Origin of the sequence: Paenibacillus sp. USHLN196 (genome assembly GCF_037144955.1) — a bacterium.
In the GTDB taxonomy this organism is placed as follows: Bacteria; Bacillota; Bacilli; order Paenibacillales; family Paenibacillaceae; genus Paenibacillus; species Paenibacillus xylanexedens_C.
Genome location: NZ_JBBCYH010000009.1, coordinates 77,646 through 96,432, shown reverse-complemented (window position 1 = coordinate 96,432; position 18,787 = coordinate 77,646). Strand labels below are relative to the sequence as shown.

Sequence of the window (18,787 nt, the reverse complement as noted above, 5' to 3'; positions counted from 1 at the left end):
TTAACTTAGGCATTCAGGAATTAACGCGAGCTTCCGCCCGCTTTTAGTGCATCCTGTGCATAGGTACGGTCTTTGAAAAAGAACATCGCGACCAGCGTCACAATATACGGCAGCATCAACGTGAAATGGGTTGGCAGGGAGAATCCTTGCAGACGAATACTCAATGCTTCCATGAATCCGAACAGCACACTGGAACCCATGACGCCAAGCGGATTCGCTTGTCCCAGCATCGTTGCCACCAGCGCGATAAAACCACGACCAGCAGTCATGCCTTCGGTAAACATCGTCACCTGACCGAGCGACAACTGTGCGCCAGCCAGAGCACACAACACGCCGCACATCAGAACGGCACCATACTGGATGCCACGTACCTTGATCCCGATGCTCTGTGCTGCAATCGGGTTCTCACCGACCGAGCGCAGACGGAAGCCGGATACACTTTTGAATAGATAAAATTGCAATGCAATCACGAGCACAATGCCGAGGTAGACTAGCGGACTATGTCCCGATATTACATCGCCCACCCACGGAATGTCCTTTATCAGCGGAATATCCCACTTGGGAAGTCCAACCATGTCTTTGTCGTAGTATGCGCCTTTTACATCAAAAATCGCACGCAGTGCAAAGGTCGTCACCCCCGCAGCCAGGAAATTGAGCGAGATCCCGACCACGATGGCGTTGGCCTTCAGATTAATACTAATAAAGGCAAACAGCGCCGAGAATAACATCACAATAATAATGGAAAAGAGTACAGCCAGCAGTACATTGCCAAACAGATAATTACCGACAATAGCGGAGAACGCACCGATCAGAACCAGTCCTTCAAGACCGACGTTGAACAGACCGACACGAGAACATAAAGCCCCACCGAGCGCTGCAAGCAGGATTGGAGTCATAATCCGCAAGGTTGAGCCAAACATGGCTGCATCAAACAGTTGTTGCATTGGACTTTTTCTCCTTTCTCCGCTTCAGGAATGAATAACCGATCTGAGCTGATACAAATAACGTTAAGACCGCCTGGATAACACTGCCGACTTCCAGCGGCACATCCGTATTCCGTTCCATCCCCATGGCACCTGTCTGTAACGCAGCCAGCAGAATGGCTGCCACAGCTGTACCGAGTGGATGCGAGCGGGCAAGCAACGTGGCCATAATACCGCTCCATGCATAGCTTGCGGATGACAGCGAGCCATCAAGGAAACGGTACTGTGTACCGAGCACTTCCCCTGCACCCGCGAGGCCTGCAAGTCCGCCACTGATGACCATGGACAGCATCATCATGCGAATGCGGCGCACACCACCGTAGGTTGCAAACGAAGGATTGCTACCAAGCATACGGATTTCGTAACCGGTCACTGTTTTGTGAGTGAACCAGTAGATCAGAATGGCCGCTACAATGGCAATAATGAAGCCGGCATGCAGCCCCATGCCTTGGAACAACTTCGGCAACCAGATACTCTGATCAATCATCGGAGTCTGTGCCATTGCCGCTGATCCTGTACGGTCCTTGAATGGATAGGAGACCATGTATCCCCCGAAATAAATGGCTATATAGTTAAGTAGTAGGGTTGTGATCAACAGATTCATGCCAAAACGAGCATCCAGCCAACCTGCAAACAGGGACCAGATTCCCCCGGCAAGAATACCTGCCACAATCGCAGCAATACACACAAACCAGCCTGGTCCTGGCAGATAGAGCGCGGTGAGCGCAGCACTGAGTCCGCCAAGAATCATCTGGCCTTCGGCCCCCATGTTGAAGAATCCGGCACGGAATGCCAGCGCTACCCCAAGTCCAGCCAAGATGATTGGTGTGGAACGAGCCAGCGTATTCGTGAAGAAGTAGAAGTTGCCGAAGGCCCCTTTCCACATCTCCGCATACGTATCCACCACATTACCGCCAACGATCAGAATCGCCACAGCCCCTGCAATCAGACCGATGAATACGGCAAGCAGCGGCTGTACGAGTCCGCGAAGTGTTTCTTTTACCCGATTCATATCCGCTCTTTCCCTCCTGCCATTAACAAGCTGATCTGTTCCTCAGTCGCTTCCTCTGCTCTCAATTCTCCGGCAATTTCGCCTTCATACATGACAATAATCCGATCAGATAATTGCAAAATCTCGGACAACTCTGATGAGATAAGCAGAATGCCCGCACCTTCACTACGTTTGCGTAGCAATTCGGCATGAATCGTCTCCATCGCTCCGATATCCACACCACGTGTTGGTTCAGCTGCTATCAGAAACGGTGTATCCTGTGCAAATTCACGAGCAGCAATCAACTTCTGCAAGTTTCCTCCGGACAGAAACTGTGCCTTGGTCTCCGCAGAACCCGTCTTGATGCTGAACTGTTGGATCCAACTCTCTACCATCGTTCTAGCTGCTTTGGCTTTGATGATGCCACGTGACTGCAAACGATGATGGTGCCCCATCAGTCCGTTCTCGCGAACGCTCGCATCCTTGGCTGCTCCCCACATGTAGCGATCTTCCGGAATATGAGCAAGTCCATGCTCCCGGATGCGCCGTACAGGCCAGTTCGTTGTATCCTGCCCGGAGAGCAAGACGCGACCACTGTCCGCCTTACGCAGTCCGGCAATGACCTGAATCAGTTCCGACTGGCCGTTACCCGAGATGCCAGCTATACCAACAACCTCACCTTTTCGAACCTCCATGTGGATCTCCTTGAGCGCTGAACGATCCTTCGCTCCGGACAGATTGACCGCTTCCACTTGAAGCACGGCTTCGGCTGGAACCGATGGCTGCTTGTCCATACGCACAAGTTCACGACCAACCATCAGACGGGACAATTCCTCCACATGTGTATCCTTGGCTTCCAACGTACCTGTCACCTGACCATCCCGAAGCACCGTGATTCGGTCGGCTACATCCATGACTTCTTGCAGCTTGTGCGTGATCAGTACAAAGGTTTTGCCCAGCTTGGCGAGCGATTTCATGTTCGCGAGCAGTTCCTTCACTTCCAGCGGTGTCAGTACCGCCGAAGGTTCATCCAATATAATGATGTCTGCACCCTGATGCAGCACCTTCAGAATTTCAACACGCTGCTGCATGCCAAGCGGGCACTCGGACACTTTTTTCCACGGGTCCACCGGCATGCCATATTTTCTGCCAAGCTCGTTTACCTGAGCCGCTGCTTTTTTGCGGTCAAATGCACCTGCCTTAGCCGGTTCACGTCCGATCACGATGTTCTCCGCCACCGTAAAGGAAGGGAACAGCATGAAATGCTGATGCACCATGCCGATGCCACTTGCCATAGCTTGGGACGGCGTGGCAAAATTCACCTCGCGTCCACGGACTTTGATCGTGCCTGACGTGGGCTGTTCCATACCATACAGCATGCGCATCAGGGTTGTTTTACCAGCTCCGTTCTCACCCACAAGGGCATGAATCTCTCCCTCACGTAAATTAAAACGGATGTCCCGGTTAGCGGTGAAGCCGCCGTATTTCTTCGTAATCTGCTCCATCTCCAACAACATATCTCGCGTTCGCTCCCCTCAGTTCAACTTAAAAAGGTTACACTCGCCACTACGATGACAGAACAACCTTCCGATCGCCGTTATCCCCAGATTTTTTGATTCCCTTTTGACACGGGAAAATCCGGGGATAAATGCGAACACTTCGCTTCTTCAGGTTATTTCTGTCCTCTTCGTTATCGTGTAAACGATAAGTTGAACATATACTGGTCATTTAATAGCAGCAAAACCGGCTGCCTGATCGGGCAGCCGGCTGATCATTTCCATCACTCATTCATTGAAAAGAACATTCAAAACTATTGTTGCAATGGATCTTTGACTACGATTTTGCCAGATACGATATCATCCTTGATTGCTTTAACCTTGTCGATCACTTCTTGTCCAACAAAAGCATTCAGCGGGGATTCGCTATCACGTGTAACGTAAGTCAGGCCTACACCGTCTTCTTTCAAACCATAGTTTACTGCACCTGCTTTGAAGTTGCCTTCTACAAAATCTTTCACGGTCTCATAAGCAACCGTATCGGTTGACTTCAATTGAGACAATACGATATGTTCCGGGTCTTCAACAGTACGGTCTGTATCCTGACCTGATGTGTAGAATCCTTTTTCCTTGGCTGCTTCGAACACGCCGAGATCACCTACAGCGGATGCGCCAGCGATGAAGTCAGCGCCTTTGCCGAATTGCACCAGCGCCAATTCTTTGGCTTTGGCCGGGTCATTAAATCCACCTACATAGTTCACGAGGAATTCTGCATCCGGATTCACGGATTCCAATCCAGCTTTGAAACCTTCCGTATATTTCTTGATCAATGGTACATCCATTGCTGCGATCATGCCGAGTTTGTCTGTTTTGGTGGACAATCCAGCAGCTGCACCGAGCAGGTACGCCCCTTCATATTCACGGAAACCAACGCTACGAACGTTAGGAAGATCAACGGTTGTATCTACAATTGCAAAGGACTTGTCCGGATTTTCTGCAGCGACTTTCTTCAATGCATCTTCTGCCTGGAAAGTTGCTGTAATAATCAGATCATAATTCTCGGCAACCGCAGCACGCAGATTTTGTTCAAATGCTGCCGGGTCTGTCGATTCAATCGTCTTGGTGTCTACTTTGAATTCTTCACCTGCTTTTTTGAAGCCTTCATCCATCTGTACAAAGAAAGGGTTAACCCCTATTTTTTCGGGAAGTACGAGGGCCATCCGAAGAGATTTCTCAGAATCACTGCCTTGGGCGGATTGTTCGTCTTTGGAAGCCGAATTTCCACAAGCTGCTAACAAAATAGCCAACATGATGATCGATAAGACGAACGATAAACCTCTTTTCATTTTGAAAATACCCCTTTTCAACATTCTTTTTTCTTATCCTAGCGGATACTGTCGATCCTTGTCAATAAATCTTTGAGCGTATACACTCAAATAGAATATAATTGACAATTCACTTTCTACCAAGCTTTGGAAACCGTTCTGTATCAAGCTTTTTTCCGTTGACATCCAGCACGTCTCCGTGCTAAAGTCAATCCAATTATTCTATTCTGATAGGAATTGTCAGAATTATAACCCAAAGCTATTTATTTTCCAACCCATTTTAAGGAGGCTATTCATTTGAAAAAAATCACCCAGATCACACTGGCGGCTCTACTCGCTGCTCCGGTAACACTCGGCAGCCTAAGCTTGCCCGCTTCCGCTTCTGCAGCATCTGCAACTCCGGCTAAACCAACCACATCACAAAGTGTCAAAGGACCGGTAGCTCAGGCGCCAGGCGCTTATACGGAAAGCGCAGCGGATTTTGCTCAATTCTTGCAAGCGAAATACAACATTCAATTGCCGCAACAGATTACCAAAGGTGATTTCATTCAAGCCATTGCAGCCATCACGGAAGCAACTCAAGCAAGTGACAGTGAAGCCAAAGCTCCAGTCTTTACCGATCTGTCTTCTGGTGATTCTTCATATGATGCTGCCGTATCCTTATACAATAATGGGGTTCTTTCCGGTACAGAAGTACGTGCCAAGGATCATCTGAGCACTTATGCAGCGGTCTTCATCGCGGTGAAAGCAGCCGGATTCAAGGAACTGGCTTATACATATCCTGCAGAGAAAACAGCCAAAGCGCTTGCCAAAGTTGGCATTAGCCCGAACCGTGTTCAGGGACAAGCCGCACAGGAACTGGCTGCGGCGATCGATACAGGCCTGATTCCCGAAAGCCTATACCCCGCTCTCCTTAAAGGTGGCGTAGCAAGTAAAGATTTCGCTAATACTTTGCTTGGACGCGTACTGGTCAGTCAAGGGAAATACAAACATGAGATTGGGCGTTCCGGCGATGCGGACATCTATTCCAAATTGTATGCTGCATATCGCACAGCGGATCTGATCGAATCACCTGAGCTGAGAAAGATTGTGGATCAGGCGCTGCGAGATGATCTCGTAACAGGTTACAATCTGAAGGATAGCCGCTTTGATTCCAACTTTATCGATGAGCTGACACTTACTTACGGCCACGATAATATCCAGCATGCTGTACAGTTGGTTGGTTTGCTGCGAAGCGAAGGTATTGATGCTGATGTGCAATTCCAACCCAAGACATCTGCCTTCATTTATTTGAAGGAATGGGGCGAGCCGAAGGAAACGCCAGACTATAAAGTGACACAGATCGAGAACGGCAATTATATTGCCTCTGCGAAGGAATATGACATTCAATTCGAGTTCAACAATGCGGCAGACAAAGTCCGCTTCAATGATATTGTGCTGAAATATGCCAAGAAGAACAGTGATAGTACATCTCCACTGATTCTCAGTTCGTGGTGGCAACCGTTGTATTATTCACCAACCGCTTTGGCCAACTATCCGGTCATTTCCAATAATAAGATCGCGCTTGGCAATTACTATGCTCAGTCCTTCTCTCTGAAAGAGAATGCCAAAACCATTCGTGAAGGGTTCTTGAAACTAGCTCCTGATGCCGACATTACTACGTATGACTTCTGGGTAGATCAACCTTTCTTCAATTATCTGAACGGTGGATCCGAATAACATAAACTCCCTTTCCATCCGAATTTAAGCTCGTATTTTGGCAACACAAGCAGCCGTCTTTACCGAATTTTAGAAGGGTTTCGACCCATAGATTCGTAAAGGCGGTTTTTTGTTCAGTATTTTGCAAATTTCTTCCTAATAATCACTTTTTCCATGCAGGAATTGCCAATATAAGGTCGAATGTCTTAAGTACACAAACACGCAATCAACTTACACATTTCCGAACGAACAGGGGTTACACATGGTATACGACGGTATTCTTCTAGGCTTGATCGTTGGGTTTTTCCGGGGTGGGTTGCGGCATGGGCTTAACCAGTTTGCAGCACTCAAGCTGCGAAGCGGCTGGATTTTCCCTGTATTGCTGCTAATCCAGTTCTTTATTTTCTATCTACAGGAACGCTTGGAATGGGTGGCATCCATCAATGGTTATCTCTTTGCCGCTGTCTACATTACAGGGCTGGCATTTCTTTGGCTCAACAGGCACCACACTGGTTTCATGCTCATCTGGATTGGGGTGTTTCTCAATTTTGCGGTGATGGCTGTCAATGGTGGACGTATGCCTGTTTCTGTAGAAGCTTCTGCTGTATTGGGACCCTATTATGTAGATATGCTCCGGGAAGGCGGAGCTGTATCGAAGCATTTCATGATGGATGCGTCAACACACCTGCCTTTCCTCGGTGATATCATCCCGCTGTCCAGCCCTTATCCACGGACTCAGGTGATCAGCATCGGTGATGTTGTCATGAACGTTGGCATATTCCTTTTTATCCAGTACATGATGGTAAATCGGGACAAAAAGGCTGTGCAACCTGCTAAAACTCATCAGGCTTAAGAGGTTCGGTCAGACTCCAAGGAAGGGAGGTCTTCTACATGAAAAAATTTGAAGGTGTGAAATATTCCCGCATTGTCATCAACGCAATTATCGTGGCTTCTGTCGTTGTGGCACTAACTTCGGGATACAAGCTGGGCGGCTAGTATCCATACCGCCAAACAAGACAAACAGGCTGCCAGCGGCCTGTTTTTTCTTTCTGGATTTTTGGTAGGCAACTTGGTATGTTATACATCTATATAGTATGCCTTTATACAAGCACACCAATTATATACACATCAAGAGTAGACTAAACCCAAGCAGGAGATTTTTTATGAACTTTATTCGTAACCTTATCCATAAGGCAGATCGAAGCAGTCTGTATGTTATTTTGCTTAGTTGCACGGGTATCGGTGTTTTTCTGTACATGAACAAATGGTCTTATCTTCATCTGTCCACCTCAGATTGGGTTATGGTCTACACCATGCTGGGGGCAGCGTTGATTCTGGATTATTTTACATTTCAGATTCCACCCAAAGGCAATCAACAATCTATGGACTCATCGGTATACCTTGCCTGTATATTCATGTTTGGCGGAGCTTTCAGTCTGTCTGTGCTGCTCCCTGTCTCCATCATCCTGCTAATCAAAGAGCGCAAACTCACCTGGTGGAAACACATCGTCAACTTCAGCATCTATAGTCTTATGATTACAGGAGCAGCTGCCGTGTTTGAGTGGACTGGCGGGCAATCGGGAACATTGGACGGATATAACCTGTTTCCGTATTTCGCTGCGCTCGCAGCCTACTTCATTATTAACACGATCACACTCGGCTTGTTCTTTCATTTCTCCACGAAGGATGCATTACAGCAGATGAAGCGGGCATTCGTCACTGAATCCCTGTTAGTTTATCTATGTACGCTGATCCTGGCGCTTGTCCTGACGATTCTCGTTGTGCATAACGGCGTACTCGGTCTGCTCTTATATCTGAGTCTCAGCATTCTGCTCTCTCATGCATTCAGGCAGTTGTTTGTGATGTATCAGACGATTGAGGAGAAGGCCAACACGGATCAACGTACAGGTCTGTTCAACCATAGTTATTTTGAAAGCATGTTGGAAAGCGAACTGGCTAACGCACGCACACAGGGAACCCCGCTCTGTCTGGGACTTATTGACATTGATGATTTCAAAAAGTATAACGACCGATTTGGTCACCTTCAAGGTGACAGTCTGCTGGCCCTGCTTGGGGATTTTCTGGTGCGAAAAACGGAAGGTACACCGATCACAGCCTTTCGTTATGGAGGGGAAGAGTTCACGTTGCTCATGCCAGGCATGGAGCTGGACGAATCCTACAAGTTCATGAATAAACTGCGCAAACAACTGAACGACACGCCGTTTGAAGGCGTTGAAGTGTTTCCACACGGATGTCTCTCCTTCTCTGCTGGCGTCGCCCCTTATCAGGTGGATATGTATAACAAATCCCAACTTGTGGATCAGGCGGATAAAGCACTGTATTATGCGAAGAAGCAGGGCAAAAACAACGTGCACCGCCACGGCAGCAATGATGGCATGGAGCATGAGATTGACCTGGTACAGGATGTACGTGACATCGAGCAGCAGCTCAATCTGTTTAGATACAAGGATATGGATACGTTCAAACATTCCAAACGGGTCTACAAATATGCACTGGATATCAGTGAATTGCTTAAGCTGGACAATGCGGAGAAACGACGTTTCGTGCTGGGGGCACTGATTCATGATATCGGCAAACTGGAGATTCCCTGGTCCATCCTCAACAAGAAGGAAAAGCTAACCGCAGAAGAATGGGAAACGATTAAAGGACATGTCACCTGGGGAAAAAAAATGGTGATTACGAACGATCGCTTTGCTGATCTGATTCCGTATATTGAATTGCACCACGAGCGCTATGATGGCAAAGGGTATCCTTACGGCCTGAAGGGGAACGAGATTCCCCGGCTCTGCCGGATGCTGACCGTGATTGACTCCTTTGATGCCATGACGACAGAGCGGCCGTATCAGGAGACCAAGAACGTGGAGGAAGCCATTCGAGAGCTACGCGCATGTTCGGGCTCACAGTTCGACCCGGAGCTGGCTGAGTTATTCATTCGATACATTGAGAAAAGAACCGCTCATCAACAGTTGCTGTAAAATGACGGAGCTTCTTCTACATCTCCTGGAAAAGTCAAAAGCGCTATCCCCGGTCTGATCGGAGATAGCGCCATTTTCATTTTCATGGAATGAATCGTACACCAGACAACTTCATTCTCGTGCAGATTCTACATTAAGATTTGGTATTCAGCTCATGTGAGGTCTGATGCAGCTCTTTAATCATCTGCTGCAAAAACATGTTGTCTTGGCGACTGATACCGTGCTGATTGTCTTGAACAAGCATCTGATGAATGTTCTTTTTGAGCAATTCACTGCGACGTTCCAATACTTCTTGACTCATGTTGTTGCGTCACTCCTTAACATGTTTTGTAATGAATTCACGTTCTTTATTAAGTATAGAGGACCTCACCCAATAGGGAAAATGGACTCAGCCTTCCTCAGCTGTGCACACCAACCCTCACCTAGCGTGACAACATTTCACCCCATATCGTTCTTAGATATCCTTCTAAATACTCCCTGATCCTCCCCAAGTTCCTCCAGAGGACCAGACTAGGGTCTTGGACAACCTTGCGTTATAATGGTCCCATCCCCACATCATTAAAGTGCGTCATTAAGCTAATCCTAGATCAAAGGAGTACTGCATTCATGTCCTATAAACAAATCAAATGGATGATCCTGCTGATCCCGACTTTCACAGTAGGCATCTGGGAATATATTCGCCATCAGTTCCTGATGCCTTATCTTTCGATGGATGCCGGGAACTGGTTAACACCTGTCATTGTGTACCTCGTCAGCGTGACACTGCTTAGCCGATTGTTCCGCATGCTTGAAGGCGCAAGGGCAGCTCTGGAGCAGGAGCGGGCTGCCAAGGCCGCACTGGAAGCCCGTGACCAATTGGCCCGGGAACTTCATGATGGCATATCCCAATCCCTTTTCCTGCTGTCGGTAAAAACGGATAAAGCAGGCCGTAGCTTGGCCGGAAGCGGACATGAGCACGAGATCCAGGAGATTCAGAAAACCGTGCATGAAGTCAATACATATGTGAGACAAGCCATTGCCCAGTTGCGTTATGTTCCTGCCTCTGCTGAGGTACATGAGAACATCTCGCTGCATGCGCAGGTCGAAGTGCTCGTCAAGGAAACCGTACCTGGAGCACAGGTTCATTGGGATCTAAGCGGTGTAACGTTCTCTGCCAAGGAGCAAGTGGAACTGCTGGCCTGTATCCGGGAAGGTCTGCTGAATGTACGCAAACATGCGCAGGCTACCCACGTTCAGATTCACGCGGAGGGTAATCCGATTGCCTGGTTCATTTATATTCAGGATAATGGGAATGGACTAGATGGAGATCCTCTTCATCTGAAGGATCGGTACGGACTGCGAATTACGAAGGAACGTGCTGCCGAGATGGGTTGGTCATTTACCCTCGATTCAAGACCCGGCCATACGCGAATGACAATTGGAAAGGAGTATGCTTAACATGGAACATGTACGTGTATTAGTTGTTGATGATCATGCGCATGCGCGTGAAGCGATCTGTAGCATTTTATCGGAGGACAGCCTGTTTGAAGTGATTGGTACAGCTTCGAATGGACAGGAAGCGCTGGAGATGACCGGACAATGGATGCCTGACCTGATCCTGATGGACGTGCAGATGCCGGACATGGATGGGCTGGAAGCCACTCGTCAGATCAAGCTGCGCTTTCCATATGTTATTATCGTAATGGTCACGGTATCGGATGATGTGACCTTCCTGTTCGAAGCACTGAAACAAGGTGCTCAAGGATATTTGCTTAAAAATCTAACGCCTTCCACCTGGCTTGAATACCTGCGCGCTATCGTCAGTGACGATGCACCGCTCAGCAAAGAACTGGCTTACCGGATTTTGCAAGAGTTCCCCGCACCACGCAGCGAAGATTTGCAGGATAATCCGCTAACGGCACGGGAGCTTGAGATTCTGCAATGGGTGTCCGCAGGATATACCAATCGGGAGATTGCTGATCAACTCGGCATTTCAGACCAGACGGTGAAGAATCATCTGAAGAACATTTTGCAGAAGCTGCAGCTTGAAAATCGGGTGCAACTTACCCGCTACGCACTGGAGAGCGGGCTTGCAGGCCGCAAGCTTCGCAAATAACTAAGCAGGTGAAGCAGGTGAATCGGTGCGAAGTAGCATAGCATTCATGTTTTTGTCACAATTATGCAGGCCAATTCGTTTTTTTATAGCCCAATGTAGTCATACGCACTCATTTTGGACAAAGTTATAATGGGTTAGATTATGTTCAAAAGGCCATGATTGACTACAAATCTATAACCTGAGGGTGATGATTTTTTGATTTTTACAAGCTTTACCCTGCAATGGGGCAAACGGCACTGGGCATTCGTCACCTGCCTGATGCTCGTGTGCTGCCTTGTTATGCCACAGTGGGCATCTGCCCATGCTTATATTGTTAAGGCTTCGCCTGGAGAGAACGAGATACTCGTAACCGCTCCGGAGCGGTTGACGCTGGAGTTCAACGAATCCTTGCAGACGGCCTTTTATGATATCAAAATTACCGGGCCTGACGGCAATCAGGCAGACGACGGAAACGTGCAGATCGATGCGAATCGTCCTCATATCCTGGAGACTGGTCTGCAGGTAGGACTCGGAAACGGAACATATGCCGTCAATTGGAAAGCAGTATCTGCCGATGGGCATCCGATTCAGGGAGCGTATGTATTCCACATTGGTGAACCTTCCGGATCGCCTGCCGGGCTGAGTGATCTTACATCGGGTTCCGGTTCAACAGGTGGGCCGCTGAAATGGATTGTATCCTTGACAGACTGGATTCAGTATCTCGGGCTGTCTATCATTCTGGGTACACTCGCATTCCTGCTGCTGCGGATCGCCCCAACTTCCATGGCTAGAGAACCTATGGAAGTTCCAGGTAGCTACAAGCTGTTATGGATCAGCTATGCTGCTGCTTCTTTGGCTGCTCTGGTCAGCTTGCCACTGAACACATTGTATGAATCGGGTGTGGCGCTGGGCGAACTGAGCTGGGCACTAATCGGAAGTGCACTGAAGCTGACATCCTTTGGTCAGATCTGGATGGTACAGATGTTGATTGTCATGCTGCTGGCAGTTACCATTCTCTCCGGTTATGATCGGGATCGATCCATCCGTGTTCGTATCTGGTCATCCTATGGTTCACTTGTGCTCGTGCTCGGCTGGTTGTTCACGCATGCCATGACAGGACACCCGGCTGCTGCCGATCAACGAGCGCTGGCGATCGCCATGGACTTCATACATCTGATTGGTGCTGCTTTCTGGATTGGCGCACTAACCGCCATGGCGATATGTCTGCCTCCACTGGCGGATAAGTTGCCATCGAAGGTGCGAGGAGAAGTCTACTGGGTTGCCATTCGCAGGTTTACCGCCTGGGGGATTGGCGCCGTAGCCGCTCTGGTTGCTACAGGGATATACAGCAGTCTGATTATTCTGCCTGCACCCGTGCTGACCTCCTTGTTCACTACTGCCTATGGCCTTGTATTAATCGGCAAGATCGTCCTGCTTGTTGTGATGCTTGTCTTCGCCTGGCGTCATGCCCGACTGGCAAGAGCAGCAACGGGAAGCAGATTATCCGGCAGCCTCAAAGCCGAACTTGCTACCGGTGCTGTGATTCTCGCTCTGGCTGCCGTGTTGACACATCTGTCACCGGGACAACCAACAGCGGTCGGACCGTATCAGGAGACGAAGACTACGGAAGATGGCTCGGCGATCACACTTCAGGTGAGTCCCAATGTGACGGGAGAGAACCAATTCGAAGTGGACGTCAAACGTGCAGATGGCAGTAAGGTTACTGATCTGGAACAGATCACGCTGTCACTTACACATCTGGACATGGATATGGGGATCTATGAGATTACCATTCCGAAAAATGACACGGGTGTGTACAAAGCTGAAGATTACATCTCCATGCCTGGACGTTGGAATATCAAGGTACATCTTCTGACCAAAACGTTGGATGCACTGGATGCTGAATTCGAGATCGACACCGCCAAGCCATAGTTACACAACGTTTATATTGAAAAGTGACCCAATCTAAAATCAGTGTTGCTACAAACTGCAAATGTAGCGAAGGGGACGAAATTGATTCTGGAGAAGCGAAGCACTCGCCTTTATTCCCGGATTTTCCCCTTTGAGAAAAGGGAATCGAAAAATCTGGGGATAACAGCGATTGGAAGGTTATTCTGTCATCGGAGTGCATGTGTAAACCATCTTTAGTTCAATTTATGGTCGAAAGAACCATTCGTAATCGAAACGTTGCCTTTGCAGAACGTAGACACTTTTTTAAGAATATGGGCCGAATCATATATGATAAGAACTGAGAGGGGTTATTTATTTTGAAGAAAACATCATGGATTTCCAAACTAACATCCACTATTGCAACAGGTACCGCAGCATTCATGCTATTCGCTGGATTCGCCAGCGCTCACGTTACGGTTAGCCCATCCGTTGCACAGACAAGCGCATGGCAGACGTATACGATTAAGATTCCTTCCGAGAAAGAATTGCCTACAACCAAGATCACGATGAAAGTTCCGGAAGGTGTTGCTTTCAAGCAATATCAACCACTGGCAGGATGGAAAATCACCACAGAGAAGAATGATTCCAATGAAGTAACATCCATTACTTGGGAGATTGACGACGATAACGAAGGCATTCTGGCAGGACAATTCCAGCAGTTCAACTTCGTTGCGCAGAACCCTAAGGCTGAAGCTGAAGTTGCTTGGGATGCCTTCCAATATTACAGCGATGGCAGCATTGTAGAATGGACAGGCCAGCCTAGTGACGCTAACCCGCACAGTATCACGACGATTAGTGAAGATCCGGCTACTGCTGATAATGCTCCGGCAGGTGGAGGCCATGCCAATGAAGGGCATGATAGTGCAGGTACAGAAGCAGCCGCTGGTGATAACGCGGCTACTGACGATAGCAATGCAAACGATGATACTACACTGGGCGATGCACTTAATGACACCGTTACAGGAGAGCCGAACAACACGGATTCAGATCCAGGTACACTGAAGCTTCAACAAGCAACATTGATTGTATCCATCCTGGCTCTGATTCTGTCCTTCTTGGGAATCGCTTTGGCGACACGTCGCAAGAAACGTTAAGAACCAACTTGCAATTTACGTTAACTCGATACACATTGAGATTAGAAAAAAGCCTATGGCATCGGGATCAACCCCGATGTGCCATAGGCTTCTTTTAGCTATCTGCTTTCTTTATTTGGCTACCCATGTTCATTTCATTCCCTGAGCATGCACGATCCACGTTCACACTCTTCTTTAACGCTGCTTACCATCCGCAATATGGCTACAGCATTGACGCTCGTTAGCGTTCCTGATCCGTCTGGATCATAAACTCAATGTATTGCAGCAAGCTCTTCTTCTGTTGTTCAATGGATTGAATACGTCTGGACAGGCCCGCAAAAAACTCTTCAATCTGCTGTCTTGTATGATCTGCGGACTGGCCTTTCCAATCGTTCAAGCGACTGTATAGCACTCTTGCTTCCTGCTCATCGGCTTGCAGACGGGCAAGCAGCTGTGTCAGTTCTTTTTCCGCAATCCGAAGATCATTCAATTCCACCAGCAATTGTCCACCCACTCGTGTTCCCCTCCCCTATGTACGTGATACCAACGCTAGCCACCCAGAAATCCTAATTAAAATGAACCGGACTCTCGTCCGCCTGCCGGAAGGCATCCGCCTTCTCATCAATAAAGTTCAGGAACTGGCTGGTGTGTTTCATATGCCATGTGCCAAGCTCATGAATGGACGCATCCAGTTGGGTGACAATTGGCTCCAGCCTGCGACTGCGGCTCGTATGCAGGTATTGGGCCATACGGCTTCGCACCTGATTCAGCTCGGCATTGCATTGCTGTGCATTTTGCTTCCACCGGGAAGCGACACTTTTCAGTTCTTCCGGCGTTACCTGAATCAGACCTGAAGCAGCAGCAGCCGAAGCCATACCTCCACCGCCACCAGACTTGGAACGTAATGGACCGAAGTTCTTGCTGAACGGTCCCATGTGATCCATAAGGCGCGGTGAATAGCGGATTCTCTCTCCAGTAATCGGATCGTACAGGTCATTGGATATGTAACCATTTTTGAAATCATATTGATCCAGACTGTGGTAGTTTTCCCCGCCAAACGAGTTCTTGGCTTTATCGATAATACTCACGCCATCATTCGCCGAGTCATAATCGGAGTTGATGTAATAGGTCGATCCCACATGCCGATCATATCCTCCGAGCGTTCCGCTAGCTACCAGATCACTGGGATTTGCATAGTTCACAACCTGCCCGTCAAATGCACCCGCTTCAGCCTGGCGCCGCACTTCTGGCGTCAGATTACCCATTACAGATGGTGCACTAAACGTCACGGCTGGAATTCCGGTATAAGCGGATGCATATTGTGCATTTCCACCGCCCAAGGAATGCCCGGTCATCGAGAAATTCAGATCCTTATGCTTGTTCTGCATGTGATTTGCATAGTCCTCGGATTGGTACATTTGGTTGGCCCAGCCTGTAGGGGAGACGGTTTTTTCAATATCTTTTACGCGATCACCCGTCCAGTTCTCCACGTCTCTTACTCTGTCACCAGCCCAATCCTCCACTTTGGATATGCCGGTGAAGTCCTTGACGCCTTCGACCCCTTTGTCGAGCCAATCCGGCGTAAGATTATTGACAAAATTCCCGGCCTCCTGCTGGCCCTTACGAATCAACTCTCCGCCCCCGATGCGGCCATCCATGACAAAGTCAGGTACAGAGCGATCCAAGGACGCACTTCCTTCTGTACCACGATAAGCAATGACAGCTTCCTTGGTCTCGGGATTATAAAATGTTACGGCATCAAAACCGGAAAAATTGTTGCTTTCCGTCCCCTCAAGGACCTCCCATCCGGGAAGTTCCGTTAATCGATCTCCAGCCTTTTGATCCTGATAGGCTAGATCAGACATTGTTTTATACGTTTCATCATCAATATTGGACCCGTTACTCAATAACTACACCTCCCATTTATTTGGCGTATGGATCATGTCCCTTGGCCATCATTGCTTCCTCAATTTCAGGACTGATAACCAGGTTCTTGGTGACCTTCTTTTTGTAGTCGTACGAAATGCCAAAGCTCTGGTCTTCATGATCTTTCACATGACCTTTCAGTCCAATCTGGGAAACTGCCATTTCCGGCAACAACTCTTTGCTTGTAATCACAACATCCAGTTCGAACTTCTGTTTGAAGTGCTGGATTACGGTTGCTTCAGCCTCTTGGTATAGAGCTTCCTTCTCACTTGCATTCATGTTCTGACACCCCCCCAGAAATATAGTAAACACCATCATCAGTGTGAATAAACCCTTTGTCCATGTACGTTTAATAACGCTCCCCCCTCTTGGTCCAAGCGCATGTAACCTCAACGAGGCTTATGCCTTTCTCATGCTAGAACAGGGACATTCTCCCTATGTGATACACACCCTATTCATCTGTTACCTGCATCATAGTACAAAATCAACATGACCCACATCGGCTGACAGGATCGTTTTCATGTAACTTTCTTCCTATATGATTCAAATAGGACACTTTGGTGTACATTACCCGCTATCCTGAATTTTGCATCATAATTGTATAAAAGTACTATGGAATTTCCCTTCCACGACAAAAAGAGCCTGCTCTTCGAAAGAGCGGCCCTCCTTTTTACCATGTTGAACTGTTATGCCAATGCCATCTGCAGCGCAGTCAGCGCAATCCCGATAACAAATCCGGTAACGGCTCCGTTGATCCGAATCCATTGCAGATCCTGTCCAACCTTATCTTCAATCATCGAAACCAAAGTAGCATTGTCCATTTTGTCCACATTTTCACGTACCAGTTTACCAATTTTGGAATGGTTTTTCTCCAGTAGTGTAGTGACACCCTCCACAATCTTGGCGTTCATGCTTGTCATCAATTCATGATCTGCACGTAAGTCAGATAATACCCGTTCAATGGCTGGCAGTGCATACGTATCTACATATTGTCCGTCTTCCATCGCGGCGAGCGCCTTATCTCTCATTTCAGTGAGCTTGTTCAGCACAGTCTCCTCCGCGTTCCAGCCCTCAAGCATGTTGTTCTTCCAGCTATTCATGCCCTCTTGCACACCTTCGCTCATGGCGATGCGCACCGTCTGGGTACGTACCATATCAAGCACCTTGTACCTCAGAGCACTGCCTTCACGTTTCATATCCTCTACCCGGTCGAAGAGATATCCTTGCAAAATACCACCCAGACGCTCCTCGTTCATATAACCCAGGAACGCATTCATCGCAAATTGCATTAATCCGTTCATCTGTATGCCGCTGATGGCTTTCATGCCGCTTTCACCCAAAAACATAATCGTCTCGGGCTTAACCAGCCACTCCTCGGCTTGCTTCAATCCGTAGTCCAGCGCTTTCGCATCATAACCTCGCTCTGTCATCTGGTGAGCAGCCCGTTCCAGAATCGGGCCCAGATCGAAGGCACCAGCCTGAGACTTGATCTCACCCGCTACGAGCGGAGCAATCTGCTCTAACGGCAGACCAGCCAGAATTCGTTTGCAGAGCGTATCAATCATGGTCTTGATCCCGTCACTGTGAAGCTCACGTGTCAACGTATCGAGCACCGTCTCTGCTGCTTTAAAATCTGCGATCTTCTCGGTGATGCTTTCTTTGTTGAGCAAATTATTCTCTACTGCGGAGACCAGACCTTCCGTCATTTTATCGCGATTTTTCGGCAGCAATGCCGTGTGTGGAATGGGAATGCCGAGCGGGTGACGGAATAGTGCCGTAACTGCGAACCAGTCCGCAAGTCCACCCACAAGTCCCGCTTCAAACGATCCTACCAGCAACTTCCCTACAGGAACGCCCTGGAACGGTAATGATGCAGCAAATCCCGCACCCATTACCACGAGAGACCAGGCTGCAGCTTTTTTGGTTTGTTTAGGTTTAGCCATTGTAATCTTGCTCCTTTATGATTAAATCGCACGGCCCGGAATAGTCCGATTCCGCACTTCGTCTGTTCTTATGTAAACTCTCAACTAGCGAAGTCTTAACTTCCATATTTCGTATACTTCATCTTATCACCCACAAGCGTCAAAACCAAACCTCTGCTTGGCAAAAAAAAGGACATTTGGCGTGTTTAGTTCGTAAAAATGGATCGCTTCCTTTTTCAACACTAGAAACTTTTTGGTATAATCAATCAAGACGGCCCCTTCTATATCGATTGGCCGCCGAACAGCAGGGTAATTACATAGTGGAACAATGATGGATCAATAAGAGGAGGAAT

The 18,787-nt window shown here is 48.2% G+C and carries 16 protein-coding genes; 7 read left to right on the top strand and 9 right to left on the bottom strand.

The window, feature by feature from the left end:
* Positions 1-20 precede the first annotated feature (20 nt).
* The 4 genes from WFI24_RS21340 to WFI24_RS21325 all read right to left on the bottom strand — a co-directional run bounded on the left by WFI24_RS21340 (position 21) and on the right by WFI24_RS21325 (position 4,816).
* Complete coding sequence (locus WFI24_RS21340) at positions 21-944, bottom strand: ABC transporter permease (protein WP_017691011.1); 924 nt, start codon at positions 942-944, stop codon at positions 21-23.
* A complete protein-coding gene (locus WFI24_RS21335; protein WP_100528174.1) occupies positions 928-1,995 on the bottom strand; it encodes an ABC transporter permease in 1,068 nt (355 codons plus the stop codon). Before WFI24_RS21335 ends, WFI24_RS21340 begins: the two co-directional genes overlap by 17 nt.
* A complete protein-coding gene (locus WFI24_RS21330) occupies positions 1,992-3,491 on the bottom strand; it encodes an ABC transporter ATP-binding protein (RefSeq protein WP_145325688.1) in 1,500 nt (499 codons plus the stop codon). The genes WFI24_RS21335 and WFI24_RS21330 overlap by 4 nt, the downstream gene beginning before the upstream one ends.
* 293 nt (positions 3,492-3,784) lie before the next feature.
* Positions 3,785-4,816 carry a BMP family lipoprotein gene (locus tag WFI24_RS21325; RefSeq protein WP_221823881.1) on the bottom strand — a complete coding sequence of 344 codons (1,032 nt, stop codon included), beginning with the start codon at positions 4,814-4,816 and terminating at the stop codon, positions 3,785-3,787.
* A 276-nt stretch (positions 4,817-5,092) separates the two neighbouring features.
* Between WFI24_RS21325 and WFI24_RS21320 the strand changes: the two genes are divergently transcribed.
* From WFI24_RS21320 to WFI24_RS21310, 3 genes are all read left to right on the top strand, one after another.
* Positions 5,093-6,514: a hypothetical protein gene (locus WFI24_RS21320; RefSeq protein ID WP_336764013.1), complete on the top strand. Its 1,422-nt coding sequence runs from the start codon at positions 5,093-5,095 to the stop codon at positions 6,512-6,514.
* 241 nt (positions 6,515-6,755) lie between these two features.
* Positions 6,756-7,346, top strand: coding sequence for a DUF5317 domain-containing protein (locus WFI24_RS21315; protein ID WP_336764011.1), 591 nt, complete (start codon positions 6,756-6,758; stop codon positions 7,344-7,346).
* A 310-nt stretch (positions 7,347-7,656) separates the two neighbouring features.
* Entirely contained in the window at positions 7,657-9,489 is a 1,833-nt protein-coding gene (locus WFI24_RS21310) for a bifunctional diguanylate cyclase/phosphohydrolase (protein WP_336764009.1), read from the top strand.
* Positions 9,490-9,622: 133 nt separating this feature from the next.
* Here the strand turns inward: WFI24_RS21310 and WFI24_RS21305 are convergent, their stop codons facing one another.
* Positions 9,623-9,790, bottom strand: coding sequence for a hypothetical protein (locus WFI24_RS21305; RefSeq protein ID WP_017691019.1), 168 nt, complete (start codon positions 9,788-9,790; stop codon positions 9,623-9,625).
* Between the two features lie 305 nt (positions 9,791-10,095).
* Here WFI24_RS21305 and WFI24_RS21300 point away from each other — a divergent pair, with 305 nt between their 5' ends.
* The 4 genes from WFI24_RS21300 to WFI24_RS21285 all read left to right on the top strand — a co-directional run bounded on the left by WFI24_RS21300 (position 10,096) and on the right by WFI24_RS21285 (position 14,607).
* Positions 10,096-10,926: a sensor histidine kinase gene (locus tag WFI24_RS21300; protein WP_336764004.1), complete on the top strand. Its 831-nt coding sequence runs from the start codon at positions 10,096-10,098 to the stop codon at positions 10,924-10,926.
* Between the two features lies 1 nt (position 10,927).
* The gene (locus WFI24_RS21295) at positions 10,928-11,584 is read left to right on the top strand and encodes a response regulator transcription factor (RefSeq protein ID WP_336764002.1); all 657 of its coding nucleotides are present in this window, start codon (positions 10,928-10,930) and stop codon (positions 11,582-11,584) included.
* A 195-nt stretch (positions 11,585-11,779) separates the two neighbouring features.
* Positions 11,780-13,495 carry a copper resistance CopC/CopD family protein gene (locus WFI24_RS21290; protein WP_336764000.1) on the top strand — a complete coding sequence of 572 codons (1,716 nt, stop codon included), beginning with the start codon at positions 11,780-11,782 and terminating at the stop codon, positions 13,493-13,495.
* A gap of 335 nt (positions 13,496-13,830) precedes the next feature.
* Positions 13,831-14,607, top strand: coding sequence for a YcnI family copper-binding membrane protein (locus tag WFI24_RS21285; protein WP_336763998.1), 777 nt, complete (start codon positions 13,831-13,833; stop codon positions 14,605-14,607).
* 220 nt (positions 14,608-14,827) lie between these two features.
* On the opposite strand, the gene WFI24_RS21280 is transcribed toward WFI24_RS21285, so the two are convergent.
* The 4 genes from WFI24_RS21280 to WFI24_RS21265 form a co-directional block, all read right to left on the bottom strand.
* A complete protein-coding gene (locus tag WFI24_RS21280; protein WP_336763997.1) occupies positions 14,828-15,100 on the bottom strand; it encodes a hypothetical protein in 273 nt (90 codons plus the stop codon).
* Positions 15,101-15,152: 52 nt separating this feature from the next.
* Entirely contained in the window at positions 15,153-16,493 is a 1,341-nt protein-coding gene (locus WFI24_RS21275; RefSeq protein WP_336763995.1) for a hypothetical protein, read from the bottom strand.
* Positions 16,494-16,509: 16 nt separating this feature from the next.
* Complete coding sequence (locus WFI24_RS21270) at positions 16,510-16,791, bottom strand: hypothetical protein (protein WP_145325697.1); 282 nt, start codon at positions 16,789-16,791, stop codon at positions 16,510-16,512.
* 407 nt (positions 16,792-17,198) lie between these two features.
* The gene (locus WFI24_RS21265) at positions 17,199-18,455 is read right to left on the bottom strand and encodes a DUF445 domain-containing protein (protein ID WP_336763994.1); all 1,257 of its coding nucleotides are present in this window, start codon (positions 18,453-18,455) and stop codon (positions 17,199-17,201) included.
* Between the last annotated feature and the right edge of the window lie 332 nt (positions 18,456-18,787).